At 69.3% G+C, this 16,343-nt stretch carries 15 protein-coding genes; 8 read left to right on the forward strand and 7 right to left on the reverse strand.

Going from position 1 to position 16,343, the window contains the following annotated elements:
- Nucleotides 1-13: 13 nt before the first annotated feature.
- From QO011_RS31745 to QO011_RS31765, 5 genes are all read right to left on the reverse strand, one after another.
- Entirely contained in the window at nt 14-451 is a 438-nt protein-coding gene (locus QO011_RS31745) for a hypothetical protein (RefSeq protein ID WP_307281481.1), read from the reverse strand.
- Entirely contained in the window at nt 448-708 is a 261-nt protein-coding gene (locus QO011_RS31750) for a type II toxin-antitoxin system Phd/YefM family antitoxin (protein ID WP_307281485.1), read from the reverse strand. The genes QO011_RS31745 and QO011_RS31750 overlap by 4 nt, the downstream gene beginning before the upstream one ends.
- Before the next feature lie 96 nt (nt 709-804).
- A complete protein-coding gene (locus QO011_RS31755) occupies nt 805-1,668 on the reverse strand; it encodes a protein-L-isoaspartate O-methyltransferase family protein (protein ID WP_307281488.1) in 864 nt (287 codons plus the stop codon).
- A gap of 82 nt (nt 1,669-1,750) precedes the next feature.
- Entirely contained in the window at nt 1,751-2,740 is a 990-nt protein-coding gene (locus QO011_RS31760; RefSeq protein ID WP_307281490.1) for an alpha/beta hydrolase family protein, read from the reverse strand.
- Nucleotides 2,737-5,364, reverse strand: coding sequence for a spermidine synthase family protein (locus tag QO011_RS31765; protein ID WP_307281492.1), 2,628 nt, complete (start codon nt 5,362-5,364; stop codon nt 2,737-2,739). Before QO011_RS31765 ends, QO011_RS31760 begins: the two co-directional genes overlap by 4 nt.
- Nucleotides 5,365-5,574: 210 nt before the next feature.
- Between QO011_RS31765 and QO011_RS31770 the strand changes: the two genes are divergently transcribed.
- The 4 genes from QO011_RS31770 (at nt 5,575) to QO011_RS31785 (ending at nt 9,744) form a co-directional block, all read left to right on the forward strand.
- Entirely contained in the window at nt 5,575-6,687 is a 1,113-nt protein-coding gene (locus tag QO011_RS31770; RefSeq protein ID WP_307281494.1) for an FUSC family protein, read from the forward strand.
- Entirely contained in the window at nt 6,684-7,391 is a 708-nt protein-coding gene (locus QO011_RS31775) for a polyamine aminopropyltransferase (RefSeq protein ID WP_307281496.1), read from the forward strand. Before QO011_RS31770 ends, QO011_RS31775 begins: the two co-directional genes overlap by 4 nt.
- Nucleotides 7,392-7,833: 442 nt before the next feature.
- Nucleotides 7,834-8,562: a DUF2161 domain-containing phosphodiesterase gene (locus QO011_RS31780; protein ID WP_307281907.1), complete on the forward strand. Its 729-nt coding sequence runs from the start codon at nt 7,834-7,836 to the stop codon at nt 8,560-8,562.
- A gap of 24 nt (nt 8,563-8,586) precedes the next feature.
- Nucleotides 8,587-9,744 carry a winged helix-turn-helix domain-containing protein gene (locus QO011_RS31785; protein WP_307281499.1) on the forward strand — a complete coding sequence of 386 codons (1,158 nt, stop codon included), beginning with the start codon at nt 8,587-8,589 and terminating at the stop codon, nt 9,742-9,744.
- Between the two features lie 345 nt (nt 9,745-10,089).
- Here the strand turns inward: QO011_RS31785 and QO011_RS31790 are convergent, their stop codons facing one another.
- Nucleotides 10,090-10,620, reverse strand: coding sequence for a dihydrofolate reductase family protein (locus tag QO011_RS31790; RefSeq protein WP_307281501.1), 531 nt, complete (start codon nt 10,618-10,620; stop codon nt 10,090-10,092).
- Nucleotides 10,621-10,767: 147 nt separating this feature from the next.
- Nucleotides 10,768-11,796, reverse strand: a complete 1,029-nt coding sequence (locus QO011_RS31795; protein ID WP_307281503.1) for a LacI family DNA-binding transcriptional regulator — start codon at nt 11,794-11,796, stop codon at nt 10,768-10,770.
- A 330-nt stretch (nt 11,797-12,126) separates the two neighbouring features.
- Here QO011_RS31795 and QO011_RS31800 point away from each other — a divergent pair, with 330 nt between their 5' ends.
- From QO011_RS31800 to QO011_RS31815, 4 genes are all read left to right on the forward strand, one after another.
- Nucleotides 12,127-13,155, forward strand: coding sequence for a sterol desaturase family protein (locus QO011_RS31800; RefSeq protein ID WP_307281506.1), 1,029 nt, complete (start codon nt 12,127-12,129; stop codon nt 13,153-13,155).
- A gap of 173 nt (nt 13,156-13,328) precedes the next feature.
- On the forward strand, nt 13,329-14,309 hold the full coding sequence (locus QO011_RS31805) for a sugar ABC transporter substrate-binding protein (RefSeq protein ID WP_307281509.1): 981 nt from the start codon (nt 13,329-13,331) through the stop codon (nt 14,307-14,309).
- Nucleotides 14,310-14,429: 120 nt separating this feature from the next.
- A complete protein-coding gene (locus QO011_RS31810; protein WP_307281513.1) occupies nt 14,430-15,500 on the forward strand; it encodes an ABC transporter permease in 1,071 nt (356 codons plus the stop codon).
- Entirely contained in the window at nt 15,497-16,315 is an 819-nt protein-coding gene (locus QO011_RS31815; RefSeq protein WP_307281515.1) for an ATP-binding cassette domain-containing protein, read from the forward strand. The genes QO011_RS31810 and QO011_RS31815 overlap by 4 nt, the downstream gene beginning before the upstream one ends.
- Nucleotides 16,316-16,343 lie beyond the last annotated feature (28 nt).

Below are 16,343 nucleotides of genomic sequence, written 5' to 3' on the forward strand. Positions count from 1 at the left end.
AGGCCGATGTCCGCTATTCGGTGCGCGATACGCGGTTCAACCGACGACGCAGGTGGACTTGCAGAAGCCGATCACGAACATGGGCGAAGAAGCGCGGCGGCAGCATGCCATAGTCGAACTTCGCGGGCTTCGATCGGGAAACCGGCCTCAGGTCGGGACCCGGCCACAGGAAATCGTTGGTTTCCGTCACGACGATCCATGACGGCGCACCGTCCAACCCGAGATGCACTTTCAAGACAGCCGGAATTTCCACGGCGTCGGCCGGATCGACGGGCGGCGTATGCGTGATACCAACAACCGATACGACCTCGCGACCTTCGATGATCTGGCGCGCCGCGACAATGGCGCACGGGCGCGCCTTGGAGCCTTCTTCAGCTCCTTTGCCGTGCTCGCGAGCCCAGAGATAGGAGTAGGAGATGACGAGGCCAGGGACCGGCTTCGGGATGCTCACGCTTTCCAGTCTTTGATGAGGTCGTCGAGGTCTGCGTATTCGGCCGGCACCGCGCTCTTGGCGATGGCCTTCAGCGTGTCATCGTCCAGATCCTCGACGGGACGAGCGACGCGGCCTTTCATGACCATCTCGAAGAATGAGGCCGACATGAGCACCGTGTGCGTGCGGCCGTTCTTGGTGATGGCGACCGGCGCCTGCTGCGCCGCGTCCTGATAGCGCCCGACGTTCTGCTGGAATTCGGTGGACGTGACCTTCATCTCGGTGGTTCCTTTTTATCTATTCTATCTAGAATGGATAAAAATTCAACATTGTGTTGATTATCCCCCCCCCGAGACGGCCCACGGGCGGGCCCCTCAGTGCGTGCCCTTGATCACATCCCCTTCCAGCTTCGTGAACGGCACGAACGGCACGATGCGGCCGTTGTAGATGTCGGAGCGGGCGACGGTGAGCGTGCCGTCGGCGGCCTGCTGCTTCACCACCTTCAGCACGTGCTGGGCCCCGGGCGGCCCGACCGGGATGACCATGATGCCGCCGGGCTTCAATTGCTGCAGCAGCGGCGGGGGGATATGGTCGATGCCGCAGGTGACGATGATCTTGTCGAACGGGCCGTTCTCCTCCCAGCCGTAGTAGCCGTCGGCGTTCTTGGAGGTGATGGCCTTGAACTCGCCGTAGCCCTTGGCGATCAGCGCGTCGTAGACGCCGCGGGTGCGCTCGGCCAGAGGCTTGATGATCTCGATGGTGAAGACCTTGTCGGTGAGGTGGGAGAGATAGGCCGACTGGTAGCCCGAGCCGGTGCCGATCTCGAGCACCTTCTCGCCCTGCTTAACGTCGATGGCCGTGGTCATGCGCGCCACCAGGTGCGGGCCGGAGATGGTGACGCCGTAGCCGATGTCGAGGAAGGCGCTCTCATAGGCGCGGGAGAGGTTCGGCTTCAGCACGAACTCCTCGCGCGGGGTCAATAGGAAGGCGCGCTTGTTGGCGGCGTCGACGGCGTCCTTGTTGGCGACGATCACCTGGAAGCGGTGCCAGCGCTGGGCCAGGAAGGCCGGATCCTCGCCGCGGTTCTCCTGCATCCACTGGATGAAGGCCTTCTCGCCGTCCATCGGCGGCGCGATGTCCCAGGCGAAGGGGGTCTTGATGTCGGCCCGGGCGGGGCGCGGCGCGAGGGCGCCGGCCAGCACGGCCGCGGCGGAGGACAGGAAATGGCGCCTGTTCACGGCAGCTCCCGAGGTTCGAGTCGGCAGCCGATCGCGGCGCCGCGCCCATTCCCTTGCGTCATAATATGGCGGCCGCAAGGCATCACCGCCCCTTCCTGGCATAACCACGGATGCGGGCCAGCACCCAGCGCAGCGGGTCCGCCACCCAGGCCTGCGTGACGAAGCCGCCATGGTCGATGCCCGCGCCGGCATCGAGGAAGGTGACCGCGCCCTTGGACATGTCTGGCCCGGCGCCGGTCGCGACGGCGACGCCGGCCTGCGCCAGCATCGCCTTCAGGGCCTCGTTGCCGGAACGAGAGGAATCGGAATAGGCGCTGAAGAAGAAGGCGGGCGGCCGGCGCTGCGCCACCCAGGCGGCGAACTTGTCGACCTCCCCGTAGAGCGCATCGAGCAGCACGACGCCGCGCACCCGCTCGCCGGCGCCGCCGACGGCGAGGGCGTAGGCGGCCGGCAGGTAGCCGCCGGAATAGGCGACCAGGACCACCGGCAGATGCGTCAGGGCAGGCTTGGCCGCGGGATCGCCGTCGAGCGCGGCGAGGCGCTCGCCCGCCTCGTTGAGGAAGGCGTCGAAGGTGCCCGGCTCCCAGAAGCGGCCGGCGCTGGAATCCTGGGCATCGACCGCGAATTGCGGGGCGACCAGCACGGCGTTGAGGCCGGAGCGGGCGAGCTGCTCGGGCACGCGCTGGCGCCCGGCGACGTCGCGCGCCAGCGTCGCCCCGTTGCCGTGCAGGAAGACCACCATGACAGCCGGGCGGCGCGGGTCGAAGCCAGCCGGCAGGTAGAGCAGCACCCGGCGGTCGCTGTAGGTCTCGTCGAGCCAGCGGATGCCGCCGCGCGGCGAGGTATGGCCGCGCCGACCGTCCTGCGAGACGTCGAGGAAGGGCACGCCCTTGTCGGGGATGACGCCGTCATAGGGAAAGGGCGAGACATCGAAGGCCACCAGGGCCGACTTGGCATGGCGCAGGGGATGGGTGGCCTTGGCCCCGGCGCCCCCGGCCGGGCTGGCGAGCGCGGCGGCAAGCACCGCCGCAAGGGCGAGGCGCAGCTTCGGCCGGGCGGGTCGCGCGGTCATGCCGGCACCGGGCGGGGGGCGGCACGCCCCGGCAGCAGGATGGCGAAGAAGGCCGGCACGGCCAGGAGATAGCACAGGCCGCTCGCCGCCAGCACCTGCGAGAGGCCGAAGGCGGTGGCGAGGATCGGCACGGCCGCGGCGCCGATCACCGAGAAGGAGCCGTTGATGCCCCAGGCCCAGATGAACATCGGCTCCTTGCCGAGCCGCCCGAGCCAGGTCATGGCGGTGGCCATGGGAAAGCCCATCAGGAAGGCCGGCGGGGCGATGATGGCGAAGCAGGCGAGGATGCGCACGCCATAGGAGAAGGCGCCGATCGCATCCAGCACCGGGTCGAGCGCGAAGCCATAGCCGATCAGCAGCAGGCCGGTCGCCGCCAGCACCACCGGCAGCACGGCGCGCGGCCGGTCGAGGAAGCGCTCGGCAGCGAGGCTGCCGAAGCCCGAGCACACCAGCATGCCGGTGATCAGGATCGAGGCGGAGATGGTGGGATTGCCGAGCGGGCCGGTGAACTTGGCGATCAGCGCCACCTCCACCATGATGTAGCCGAGGCCGAGGCAGGCGAAATAGAGGATCGTCCGGAAGTGCCCGGGATAGCGGCTGAAGATGGTTCGCCAGCTCATCACCACCGGCACCGCGATCAGCACGAGGGCGGCGAGGACGGCGATGACGAAGGTGGCCCAGACCAGGAGATAGCCCCACTCGTCCTGGAAGAGGTCGAGCCGGTCCGTGACCTTGGGCAGGTCGAGCGGCTTTACATAGGCGGCAAAGTAAGGCCGGTCGTTGGTGAGGGCGCGGGTGTCGAAGACATAGTCCCGGGCGATGTCGCCCCAGCCGCCGTGCAGCAACGCATGCCAGGCGATCTGGCCCATGGTGGTCGAGGGCACCTGCGCGGGCGCTGGAGGCTCGGCGGCCTGCGTCGGATCATCCGGCGGCGCGGTCGGGTCGACATCCCCGCCGGCGGGCTTGGCCGCCCCGCCGTCGCCGAAGATGCCGTTGCGATAGGCCTGCAAGGTGGGCTGCACCTGCGCGGTGTCGAAGGCGAAGCCGGGATAGGCGACGGCGTCGAAGGAGAGGGCGCGGGTCTGCTCGCGCAGCTTGCCCACCTCATCGGGAGCGAAGCCGCCGCGCTTGTAGAGCACCGTGGTGGTGGACAGATAGCTCGACACCGCGAAGAAGCGGTCCTCCACCGGGGCGGGATCGACCGCGCGGGCGGCCTCGACCATGGTGGCGTAGAGCTTCAGCACCGATTTCGGCGGCTCTTCCTTGTTCCACAGCGTCACCGAGAGCACGCCGCCGGGCGCGAGCGCCCGCATGTAGCTCTCCATCGCCTCGCGGGTATAGGCATATTTCTCGACGATGGCGAAGCCGCCGGGGTTCGACAGGCCGGCGGAGTCGGCGAGGCTGAGGTCGATGACGTCGTAGCGGCGCGGCGTGTGGGCGAGGTAGAGCCGCCCGTCATAGTCGACCACGGAGAGCTTGGGGTTGGCGAGCACGTTGCCGGTGAAGTCGCGGATCGTCTGGTCCTGCCGGAAGGCCCTGAGGATCTCCGGATTGGCCTCGGCCACCGTGACATGGTCGGAATAGCGCAGCGCCACCGCCGTGGAGATGCCGCCGCCGAACTGGACGACGAAAGTGTCCGGCTTCGTCTTCACCAGATAGGGATAGACCATCGGCAGGTAGCGGAAATAGGCCTCGTCCTTCTCGGAAAGGTTGCGGATGATGCCGAACGGGCCCTCCCCGTCGATATACATGCCGAGATAGGCGTTGGCGGGCATCTCGGGCAGGTTGAAGGCGGCGTTGTCGGACAGGCCCGGGGCGAAGTGCAGGTAGGAGCTGGAATAGACCTCGAGGAAGCCGAAGGGCGAGGCGTTCTCGTAGACGAGCCTGGCGTCCGGGAACTTGCGGGCATAGGCCACGCCCTTGTAGTCCGACACGGCCAGGCGCGAGAGGCCGAGCATGTCGGGCAGCGCCAGCTGCGCCGCCACGGCGACGAGCGCGGCCAGGGCGAGCAGCGCCGCCGCGCCGCGCCCCGGCCGCCAGGCGAGCCAGGTGAGGGCGCCGAGGAACCACAGGGCGAGCGGCACCAGGATCAGGTTTTCCGGCCGGAAGGCATAGAGGCTGACGAGGGTGACCAGCCCGCCGGCGCCGGCGCCGACGAGGTCGGCGAAATAGACGCGGGCGAAGACGGCGCGCGCCTTGAGGAAGACCGCGCCGAGGAACACCGCGCCGGCAGTGAAGGGCAGGAGGTAGAGGCCGAGATTGCCGATCAGGCGCCATTTCTGAGCGGGATCGGACACCAGGAAGATGGCGTTGAACGGGATCTGCTGGGCAAGGAGGTTGGACCCGACCAGCAGCGGGCCGAACAGCATCAGCGCCGCCGTCGCCACCGCCCAGCCGCGGCGCTCGAACCAGCCGCTCGCCGCGCACATGACGACGCTGGTGAGGCCGAAGCCCATCATGGCCAGGCTCACCACCATCGAGCCGAAATGGGCCCAGCTGCCGACGGCGAAGATGCGCATGACGACGATCTGCAGCGCGATCACCGTGCCGGAGAGCAGCGCGATCGCGACGGCGAGCAGCGGGCTCGCACCCTGCCGCGGAACGGCTGCGCCGATGCCGGTCATGCACGGCCTCGCCGCAGGCCGGGACGCGGGAGCGTCGGGCGGCGCGGAGGAAGCGGGGTCGAATCGCCTGAGGTCATGCTGCGCCGTGGCGGGTTGCCCCACATGCTTAGAGGCGTTCATGCCCGGAGGAAAGACGCAGCGGCACCGCGTCCACATCGGGCACGCCGCGCCCTCTGGTCCTCGGCACCTGCCGCGGTGTAAAGCTCGGCCATGCTCGGCGTCCCCTGGCTCCTCATGCAGCTGCAACCGCGCAAGGCCGAGGTCCGGCTGGCGCTGCGCGTGACGCTGGCGGCGGTGCTGGCCCTGGTGATCGCCAACCTGGTCGGCCTGCCGCAGAGCAGCTGGGCGGCGATCACCGCCGTCATCGTCACCCAGGCGAGCCTCGGGGCCTCCCTCAAGGCGGCGGGAGACCGGGCCGCCGGCACGCTCGCGGGGGCGATGTGGGGCGCCGCTGTCGCGGCGCTGCTGCCGGTGCACGGGCCGCCGCCCGACCGCGAGATCGCCATGGTCGTCGCCCTGGCGCCCACCGCCTTCCTCGCCGCGGTGCGCCCGAGCTTCCGCATCGCGCCGATCACCGCGCTGATCGTGCTGCTGCCGACCGGGCAGGTGACCGGCAGCCCGCTGATCTATGCCCTCGAGCGGGTGGTGGAGATCATGCTCGGCATCGGCACCGGCATCGCCGTCGCCCTCCTGGTGCTGCCCTCGCGCGCCCATGCCCTGCTGCTCGCCTCGGCCGCCAAGGTGGTGGAGCTCAACGCCGAGCTGATGACGGCGCTGGTGGAAGGCCTGGTCGCCGGCGAGGGCCGGCCCGGGCTGACGGCGATTCACGCCCGCATCCGCGCGGCGCTGAAGCAGGTCGAGACCGTGGCCGACGAGGCGGCGCGCGAGCGCCGCGGCCATTTCACCGGCCGGGCCGATCCCGAGCCGCTGCTGCGCACGCTCTACCGGCTGCGGCACGACCTGGTGATGATCGGCCGCGCCGCCTCCCGGCCGCTGCCCGGGGAGGTGGCGACGGCGCTGACGCCCCGCCTCACCGCCCTGCGCGACGCCTCGGTCGCGCTGCTGCAGGGCACGGCCGAGGCCCTGCGCCGTGCCGACGAGCCCCCGGGCACGGAGGCGTTCGAGGCGAGCCTCAAGGCCTATGTCGCCGAGATGGACGCGCTCAGGGCGGGCGGCCGCACCCGCGACCTCGCCAGCGAGGATGTCGGCGCGCTCTATGCGCTGCGCTTTTCCTTCGAGCAGCTGGCGCTCGACCTGCGCGACCTCGTCGCCCGCGCCGGCGACCATGCCGCGCCGGCCCTGACCCCACGGGAGCGCCCATGATTCCCTGGTCCGAGCTCGACCGCGCCGAGACGCCCGACGGCGGCCGGCTGCGCCTGATGCAGCGCGGCACCGAGTTCTCGATCATGCTCGGCGCGACCGAGCTGATGAACAGCCGGCTCAGCGGCTCGGAGCAGGCGCTTGCCGCGCTCGCCTGCGCCGCACTTCGCGGGCGAGCGCGCCCGCGCCTGCTGATCGGCGGGCTCGGCATGGGCTTCACCCTGCGCGCCGCCCTGGCCGGCCTCGGGCCGCAGGCCGAGGTGGTGGTCGCCGAGCTGATCCCGGCGGTCGTCGACTGGGGGCGCGGGCCGCTGGCGGAGCTGTTCGCCGGCTGCCTGGAGGATCCGCGGGTCGGCATCGCGGTCGGCGATGTCGGCGCCCTGATCCGCGCCGGCCACGCCGCCTATGACGCGATCCTGCTCGACGTCGACAACGGGCCGCAGGGGCTGACGCACCAGGGCAACGATGCGCTCTACGACCTCACCGGGCTTGGCGCCGCCCGGGCGGCGCTCAGGCCGGGCGGGGTGCTCGCCGTGTGGTCCTCCGGGCCGGATCCGGCCTTCACCCGGCGCCTGGCCACGGCCGGCTTCGCGGTCGAGGCGGTGCGCACGCGCGCCAACGGCGCCCGTGGCGGGGCCCGGCACGTGATCTGGATCGGGACGGCGCCCCCGTCCCGCGCGAGCGGCCCGGCGGCCCGCCGGCGCTGATTGCGGACATCGCCGGGGCCACCGGCGCTGCCGGAGCCGGCTACCGCCCACATTCGTCATTCCCGCCACCGTGTCGGGACTGTCCTTCCTGTGGAAAAAATCGTATCGTTAATACGTTGTCTCAACCTGCGATCGTCATGCGGCCATGATGGTCTTGTCGGCATAGTGTCGACGGCTCGCCGGGGGCGTCGCCTCGGCAGGGGTGGCTCGTCGCCTCGGCAGGGGTGGCTCGTCGCCTCGGTCTCAAGTCGCGTCTGCGTGCATGGAGGGAAGCGAAGCGGGGACCCGGGCCGCCGACGACGCACCGCCATGACGACCACGAGTTGAACGCAACGGGGAGAATTCGATCGTTTTCGTTAACCGAACGATCGTTCGACCGAGCGGAGGAGTGAGCCTCGCGCCGGAGAGACGATTCGGCCCCTGCCATCGCGGAGTGCTCGCCCTGGAAACCGCCCTGTACCTGCCGATCAAACGCTTCCTCGAGACCCTGGGCTTCGCAGTCAAGGGCGAGGTCGGCGGCTGCGATCTCGTGGCCCTGCGCGAGGGCGATCCGCCCTTCGTGGTCGTCGGCGAATTGAAGCTCGCCTTCAATCTCGAGCTGGTGCTGCAGGGCGTCGACCGGGCGGCGGCCTGCGACGAGGTCTGGCTGGCGGCGCGGATTTCGGCACGCGGCCAGGGCCGCGAGAACGACACCCGCTTCCGCAACCTGTGCAGGCGCCTGGGCTTCGGCATGCTCGGCGTCGCGCCCGACGGGGCGGTGTCGATCCTGGTCAGCCCGGCAGCGCCGACACCGCGGCGCGACCCGCGCCGCCGCTCCCGCCTGGTCGACGAGCACCGCCGGCGCCGAGGCGACCCGGCGGCCGGCGGCAGCTCGCGCGCGCCGATCATGACGGCCTACCGCCAGCAGGCGCTGACCTGCGCGGCGCTGCTGGCGGACGGGGCCAGGCGTCCGCGCGACCTGAGACCCGCGGCGCCGGACGCGGCGAAGATCCTGCGCGGCAACGTCTATGGCTGGTTCGAGCGCCTCGCCCCCGGCCTCTACGGCCTGACCGCCGCCGGCGAGGCGGCCCTCCGGCGCTGGCCGCAGCTGGCGGCGGCCGCCGCCGGACCGCCCGACGAGGATCCCGGACCGGCCGCGTCACCTCCCCACGAGAGCCTTCCAGCCTGCTGACAGTCCCCTTCCCTCATGCCGCCAATGCCCCAGTCCCCCCGCAAGCCCGTGACGCTCAGCAACGCCGAGGCCCGCCATATCTGGCTGCGCGCCCAGCGGCTCGACCAGGCCGCCCCGTTCGGTGAAGGACCGGAGGCGACGCGCGCCGCCGTCGAGCATCTGGGCTACGTGCAGATCGACACGATCAACGTGATCGAGCGCTGCCACCACCACATCCTGTGGTCGCGCATCCCCGACTATCGGCGCGAGCACCTGCAGCGGGCGCAGAGCGTCGACAAGAGCGTGTTCGAATATTGGACGCATGCGCTCTCCTACGTGCCGACCCGCGACATCCGCTTCTTCCTGGCCGAGATGAAGCGCCATCGCCAGTCGCCGAACACCTGGTTCAGCGCGGTGAAGAAGGAGGACCTGCGCAAGGTCCTGACCCTGATCCAGCGGGACGGCGCGCTGTCGATCCGCGACATCGACGACGACGTGCTGGTGGAGAAGGACCATGCCTGGGCCAGCCGCAAGCCGTCGAAGCGGGCGCTGCAGCTCGCCTTCTACAACGGCACGCTGACGATCAGCCAGCGGTCCGGCATGGTGAAGACCTATGAGCTGATCGAGCGGCATTTCGGCTGGGACAAGCCGCCCTCGCCCGCCACCGACCGGCAGATCCTCGACTACATGCTCGACCGGGCCCTGCGCGCCCAGGGCGTGGTGAGCCTGGATTCGATCTGCCATCTCGATGCCGGGCGCAAGCCCGAGATCCGCCAGCTGATCGAGGCGCGCATGCGCCGCCGCCAGCTCCTGCCCGTCGCCATCGAGGGGGCCGGCCCGGTGGAGCACTGGGCCGAGCCGCGCACGCTCGAGCCCGGCCCGGCACCCGGCGAGGAGACGGTGCATATCCTCTCGCCCTTCGACCCGCTGATCATCCAGCGCAAGCGCCTGAAGCTGTTCTTCGGCTACGACCACCGTTTCGAGGCCTATGTGCCGAAGGACAAGCGCCTCTTCGGCTATTTCGCGCTGCCGGTGCTGGCCGGCGACAAGATCGTCGCCGCCGTCGACCTCAAGGCCGACCGGGAGAAGCAGGCCCTCGTCGTGCAGCAATGGACCTGGATCGGCCGCGGCTGCGAGGCCGCCCACAAGGCGCCGATCGAGGAGGCGCTGCACCGCTTCGAGCGCTTCCAGCTGCAGGGGTGATCGCGGCGGCGGCCGGCGCGCCACGCCGCATGCCCGGCCGGGCCGTCGCGAATTGTGGCAATCTTTTTGTATGCTTATATTATAAACAATAATGAATTTCACGCAGAGGTCTGGTCGATCTGAAGGGCGCTGCACTCCTGGCGGGCATGCTCGCCGTCATCGGCATCGTCATCCACCTCGTCTATGCGGCGCTCGGACGCCGCCTCGCGCGCTGGACGGCCTGAGGCGGCCGGCCGCCGCCGAGTGGTCGAAATCCGACATCCGATCCCTGCCCCGGGGCGGAGGGAAGGATCACCCCGCCACGGACCAGGCGCGTCGGCACGGTCCTTGGGGCAGGTCAGGTGATCACGCAGGAACGTACGTCAACCTGATCGCGTCCTCGCCGATCAGGTCATGGGCCACGAGGCGAAGCGGCGGCGGGGGAGCGGCGAAGAATGGCTTGCCGCTGCCAAGCACGACGGGACGGACGTAGAGCCGATACTCGTCGACAAGGCCAAGGTCGGTCAGGCTTCGTGCGAGGCCTGGTCCGCCGACCTGAATCTCCCCGACAAGCCGCGCCTTCAGCCCGCGTATCACCGCCTCGACGTCATTCCCGACGAGGGTGGCGTTGGGGCCGACCGACTTCAACGAGCGCGACACGACCCATTTCGGCTGGCTTCGCCACGCCGCCGCGAAGTCGCGTTGCGCCGCATCCCATTCAGGATGGTCTTCGTCCCAATAGCGCATGACCTCGTACAAGCCGCGACCGTAGACACTGCCGGTCAGCCCGCGCACCAGCTCTATGAAGTGGCGAAAGAGCAAGGGACCCGGCGCAAATCCCATATGGTCGACGTAACCGTCCAGGGACTGGTTCATTCCGAAAAAGAGCTTCGCCATGCTGCAAGATCTCCATCCCAGGTTGGCCAGGATAGCTTGAGCCGCCGTTGCGCGTAAGTGAGGTTTGCGCGCGGCTTTGGCGGTGTGACGAGTAACCAGAGGGCCGCTATCAGACGTCGATGGGTACCAAGCCTTCGATTCTGCCCCCTAAATATTCTCCGCCGTGTAGATCTCGAAGGGCAGGACGCTGGTGTAGCTGCCCCCGCCCGGCCCGGCCTCGGCGGCGCGGACCATGCCGGCCATCGCCGCATCGGCCAGCCGTTCGAGCGGATGGGAAATGACGAAGGTGAGCGTCCGGTCGAGCAGGGCGGCGCGGGTGATGTCCATGAGCTCGTAGCCGACCACGACGAGGCCGCCCGCCCGGCCGCTGGCGCGCAGGCCGGCGAGGGCGCCGGAGATGCCGCCGCCGGCGACATAGAGGGCGGCGAGGTCGGAATGCTCGCGCAAGAGCCTTTCCGTCATCTCCTGGGCGACGGCCCGCGTCTCGAAAGTGGAGAGCGGCTCGAGCAGGGTGAAGTCCGGAGCGTGCTCGCGGAAATAGGAGCGGAAGCCGCTCTCGTTCATCTCCTGGCAGCGGTAGCGGTGGTTGCCGACCAGGATGCCGAGCTTGCCCGGGCCCTTGCAGAGGTGATGGACGGCCCAGGCGGCGGTGCGGCCGACCTTCCAGGCGTCGAGGCCGACATAGTGGACCTCCCCGGTGGCCGAAAGCTGCGAGACCAGCGAGAAGACCGGCTTGCCCTGCTCCTGCAGCGCTTCGATCGCCTGCGTCACCAGCGGATGGACGGCAGCCACGACGCCGAGGGCGTCGCAGTCCCGGCCGAGCGCGACCATGTGCGCGGCCGTCGTCTCCGGCGACAGGTCGTCGAGGAACTCGATGCGCGCATCGATCTCGCAATCCTGCATGCGCCCCGCTGCCGCGCGCAGCGCCGCGGCAAGGTTCTGGTAGAAGGCGCGCGAGGGCTGGTGCAGCAGGAAGCCGAAGCGGTATTTGGCACGCGCCGCCGCGACACGGCTGTGGATCGCGCCGATGCCGTAGAAGCCGATCGCCTCCGCCGCGGCCATGACGCGCTGCATCGTCGGCGGCCGCACATGGCCGCTGCCGGCGAGCACGCGGTTGACGGTGGCCACGGAGACGTCTGCGGCCATAGCGAGATCGCGAATCGTCGGACGCCCCATGCTGTGCTTTCTGATACGTTTTGAATCATCCCTGGCGCCGGATGATACGCTTGAGATAAAATTATCATTTCGTACCATTTAGACTTGCTTCAATCCAGCTTCGATCGTCATCATCCCGGCATCGACAGCAGGCGCCCGCGATATACGGCGGGGGCGCCGGTCGGGGGGAAACGCAGCACCGAGCCGACCGGTCGAGGAAGCCGGTCACGAGGCGGCCGTCCGCGGCACGCGACGCACGCGGCTGTCCGGAGCGGACGGATCTGCGCGGCGGCCGCAGGAGTGCGTACCCCTTCACCCCGGCACGGGCCTGCCCGCCGACGGAGGACGGACATGGACGACCTGAAATTCGGCACGCGCAACAAGCGCGGCGACTGGGCGCCGAGCGCCAGAATCGAGGTCGCGCCGCTCTGGTCCCGGCCGCCGCAGCTCGGCAAGATCCTGCGCTGGTTTCCCGGGTACCTGTGGCCCTGGAACGCCTTCCATCTCGCCACGGCGCTGGCCTACTGGCATTTCGTCGTGCCGGACGTGGAGACGATGAAGACGCTGGGCTGGGGCTGGGCGCTCCGGCTCTACGCCGTCAACGCCGCCGCGATCTTCGTGATGTACGGCTCGATCGAGCTGTTCTTCTATGTCAGGCGCGTCCAGGGCACGCGGTTCAAGTACAACGGCAAGTTCCCGTCCGAGCAGCCGTCCGACGTGTTCTGGTTCAAGAGCCAGAATATCGACAATTTCTTGCGGAGCTTCTTCTTCTCGATCCCGCTGTGGACCGCGGTCGAGGTGTTCATGCTGTGGTGCTTCGCCAACGGCTTCGTGCCGTGGCTGTCATGGGCCGACCACCCCGCCACTCTCGCGCTCCTCGTCCTGCTGGCGCCGGCCATCCACGAGGTGCACTTCTTCCTGATCCACCGCCTGATCCACACGCCGCTGCTCTACAAGTGGATCCATTCGGTGCACCACAATTCGGTGAACCCCTCGCCCTGGTCCTCGCTGTCGATGCATCCGGTCGAGGGCTTCCTCTACCACGCGGTGGTGCTGTGGCACCTCGTCATCCCCTCCAACCCGATCGTGGCGCTGTTCCAGCTGCACATCGCCGGCTTCGGAGCGGTGAACGGGCATATCGGCTTCGACAAGCTGGAGATCACGGAAGACTCCGCGCTCGATAGCCATGCCTATGCGCATTACCTGCACCACAAGTACTTCGAGGTGAACTACGGCGGCGACGGGGTGATCCCGCTCGACCGGTGGCTGGGCACCTGGCACGACGGCAGCAAGGACGGCGACGCCCTGATGCAGGCGCGCTTCGAGAAGAAGCGGGCGCGCATGAACGCCAAGGCCGCACGGGCGCCCACGCCCTCCTGAAGGACGCAGGCGCCCCGGGCGACGCGCCGGACATCGGTGAACGACGAGACCACCGACGGCCCCTGACGGGGACGCCGGCGAGAGGGAGCTGCGAGCGGCAGGCCGGCCGCGGCAGCGGCAAGAAGACGTCACGGCCTTTGAGACCGTCGGCTGACGGCAACAGGGAGGACAACATGTCACCAACCAGGCAGCTCATGATGTCGCTGGCGATGGCGGCCGCGGTGGCGCTCGGCGCGACCGCCGCCATGGCCGACGGGCCGAAGATCTTCGTCATCGGCGGCAAGGCCGACGATCCGTTCTGGTCGAAGGTCAAGAAGGGCGCCGACGACGCCGGTCTGGTCGCCAAGGCGATGGGCGGCTCGGTGACCTGGCTCGGCCCGGCGACCTATGACAATCTCGGGCCGGACGCGGCCAAGCTGATCCGCACCGCCCTCAGCCAGAAGCCCGATGCCATCGTCGGCCCCGACTGGGTGCCGGAAGCCATGGACGATGCCTTCAAGGAGGTGGTGGCCGCCAAGGTGCCGCTGATCATCTACAATTCCGGCGGCATGGACGCGGCCAAGCGGCTCGGCGCCCTGAACTATGTCGGCAATGACGAATACACGGCCGGCCTCGGCGGCGGCGCCTATTTCGGCAGCCACGGCGCCAGGAACGTGCTGTGCGTCAACACCTTGCCGGGCGCGACCAACACCGAGGCCCGCTGCAAGGGCATCGCCGACGGCATCGCCCGGAGCGGCGGCAAGTCGAGCCAGCTGCCCCTGCCCTCCTCCAGCTTCGGCAACCCGACGGCCGTGGCCCAGGCGATCAAGGCCGCGCTCCTGAAGGACCCGAGCCTCGACGGCGCCGTCACCATCAGCGCCGGGGACGCCAACAGCGCCGCCAACGCCATCGCCCAGGCTGGCGTCGGCGACAAGGTCAAGCTCGCCTCCTTCGACATGGACGAGACCGGTCTCGACCGCATCAAGGATGGGTCGCAGCTGTTCTCGGTCGACCAGCAGCCTTACCTGCAGGGCTATCTCGCCGTGTCGCTGCTGAACGGCTTCGTCGCCTATGGCCTCGACCTGCCGACCAAGCCTGTCCTGACCGGCCCGGGCATCGTCGACAGGGACAATGTGGAGACGACCATCGCCGGGGCGAAGGCCGGCGCCCGCTAGGGCACGCCGACCGTCCGGCCCGCGGATCGTCCTCGGGCCGGGCTCTCCGCGCTGCCGGCTGCAGACCGCAGACGGCGAAAGCCATCCCGCTTCACAAGCGCTCCTGCCGGGGATGCCGCCATGACCTCCACGACCCTTCACCGATCTTCCCAGGATGCGGCGGCTCCACCGGCCCCACGCGCCTCGGGATATGCACTCGGCGCCCTGCTGCGGCGCCCCGAGACCGGCTCGCTCATCGGCCTCGTCGCCGTCTTCGCCTTCTTCGCCGTGTTCGGCGGGCAGACCTTCCTGTCCTCCGGCGGGGCGGCGAGCTGGCTCAACGTCGCCTCCGAGCTCGGCATCATCGCCCTGCCGGTCGGGCTCCTGATAATCGCCGGACAGCTCGACCTCTCCGTCGGCTCGGTGCTGCCGGCGAGCTCGATGACCGTCGCCATCGTCTCGGGCTTCTACCAGGCGCCGATCGCGGTCGGCATCGCCGCGGCGCTGGTCCTCGGCCTCGGCGTCGGCTTCCTCAACGGGCTCCTGGTGGTGCGCACCAGGCTTCCCTCCTTCGTCGTCACCCTGGCGACGCTGTTCGCCGTGGCGGGCCTCACCCTCGGCCTTTCGGTGATCCTGACCGGCAGCACCAGCGTCGCCTTGAAGAGCCCGCGCCTCGCCAAGCTGCTGCTCGGCGACTTCGTCGGCGGCAAGTTCCAGGTGTCGCTGTTCTGGTGGCTGGGCGCCGTCGTGGTGGTCGGCTTCGTCCTCAACTTCACGCGCTACGGCAACTGGATCCTCGCCGTCGGCGGCGATCCCGTCAGCGCCCGCAATGCCGGCATCCCGACCGAGCGCCTCACCATCGCGCTGTTCATGGGCAGCGGCCTCAGCGCCGCCTTCGTCGGGCTCTCCCAGGCGATCCTCTACAACAGCGCCCAGGTCGCCGCCGGCCAGTCCTTCATCTTCAACTCGATCATCGCCGTGGTGATCGGCGGCGTGATGCTCACCGGCGGCTACGGCTCGGTGATCGGCATCGTGCTCGGCACGCTGACCTTCTCGATCGTCAACCAGGGCATCTTCTACACCGGCTTCGACGCCAACTGGGCCAGCCTGATCATCGGCATCCTCCTGCTGCTCGCGGTGCTGATGAACAATACGTTCCGCGCCATGGCCCTGACCTACGGACCGCGCCGGAACGGGAGGCCCCGCCGATGACCCAGCCGCTGCTCGAGCTCGCCGGCATCGCCAAGTCCTTCGGCCCGATCGACGTGCTGCACGACATCTGCCTCGAGGTTCATCGCGGCGAGGTGCTCTGCCTGCTCGGCGACAACGGCGCCGGCAAGTCGACGCTGATCAAGATCCTGTCCGGCGTGCACAAGCCGACATCGGGCACGGTGGCGATGGACGGCAGGCCCGTCGCCTTCGACAGCCCGCGCGACGCGGCGGCGCACGGCATCGCCACGGTGCACCAGTTCGGCGGCACCTTCCCGCTGATGAGCATCGGGCGCTCCTTCTTCGTCGGCGCCGAGCTGACGCGGCGCTGGGGGCCGTTCACCATCTTCGACCGCCGCCGCGCCAACGAGATCGCGGTGCGGGAGACGCGCCAGCTCGGCATCACCCGCATCGACGACGGCAATCGCCTGGTCGGCGGCCTCTCCGGCGGCGAGCGGCAGGCGCTCGCCATCGCCCGGGCCGTGCATTTCGGCGCCAGCGTGCTGATCCTCGACGAGCCGACCGCCGCGCTCGGCGTCAAGGAGGCGGCGCATGTGCTGCGCATCATCCTGCAGGCGCGCCGCAAGGGCATCGCGGTGATCCTCATCACCCACAACGTGGTCCACGCCCTGACCGTCGGCGATCATTTCGCCGTGCTGATCAAGGGCGCCAAGGCCGCCGACTTCCGCAGGGGCGAGAAGAGCCGCGAGGAGATCACCGACCTCATGGCCGGCGGCGAGCACATGGCCGCGCTCGAGGCCGAGATCGAGAGCACCATGGCCGTTCACGACGATCCTCAACCCTCCGTCGACGCCTGACGCCGACATGCATCGTTCAGTCCCGGCA

Origin of the sequence: Labrys wisconsinensis (assembly GCF_030814995.1) — a bacterium.
GTDB classification, from domain to species: domain Bacteria; phylum Pseudomonadota; class Alphaproteobacteria; order Rhizobiales; family Labraceae; genus Labrys; species Labrys wisconsinensis.

Excerpts from the sequence above, each read along its gene's own strand:
- QO011_RS31800 (WP_307281506.1), top strand. The coding sequence starts at position 12,127 with ATGGACGACCTGAAATTCGGCACGCGCAACAAGCGCGGCGACTGGGCG.
- QO011_RS31805 (WP_307281509.1), top strand. The coding sequence starts at position 13,329 with ATGTCACCAACCAGGCAGCTCATGATGTCGCTGGCGATGGCGGCCGCG.
- QO011_RS31750 (WP_307281485.1), bottom strand. The coding sequence starts at position 708 with ATGAAGGTCACGTCCACCGAATTCCAGCAGAACGTCGGGCGCTATCAG.
- QO011_RS31795 (WP_307281503.1), bottom strand. The coding sequence starts at position 11,796 with ATGGGGCGTCCGACGATTCGCGATCTCGCTATGGCCGCAGACGTCTCC.
- QO011_RS31775 (WP_307281496.1), top strand. The coding sequence starts at position 6,684 with ATGATTCCCTGGTCCGAGCTCGACCGCGCCGAGACGCCCGACGGCGGC.
- QO011_RS31770 (WP_307281494.1), top strand. The coding sequence starts at position 5,575 with ATGCTCGGCGTCCCCTGGCTCCTCATGCAGCTGCAACCGCGCAAGGCC.
- QO011_RS31785 (WP_307281499.1), top strand. The coding sequence starts at position 8,587 with ATGCCCCAGTCCCCCCGCAAGCCCGTGACGCTCAGCAACGCCGAGGCC.
- QO011_RS31765 (WP_307281492.1), bottom strand. The coding sequence starts at position 5,364 with ATGACCGGCATCGGCGCAGCCGTTCCGCGGCAGGGTGCGAGCCCGCTG.
- QO011_RS31815 (WP_307281515.1), top strand. The coding sequence starts at position 15,497 with ATGACCCAGCCGCTGCTCGAGCTCGCCGGCATCGCCAAGTCCTTCGGC.
- QO011_RS31790 (WP_307281501.1), bottom strand. The coding sequence starts at position 10,620 with ATGGCGAAGCTCTTTTTCGGAATGAACCAGTCCCTGGACGGTTACGTC.
- QO011_RS31810 (WP_307281513.1), top strand. The coding sequence starts at position 14,430 with ATGACCTCCACGACCCTTCACCGATCTTCCCAGGATGCGGCGGCTCCA.
- QO011_RS31760 (WP_307281490.1), bottom strand. The coding sequence starts at position 2,740 with ATGACCGCGCGACCCGCCCGGCCGAAGCTGCGCCTCGCCCTTGCGGCG.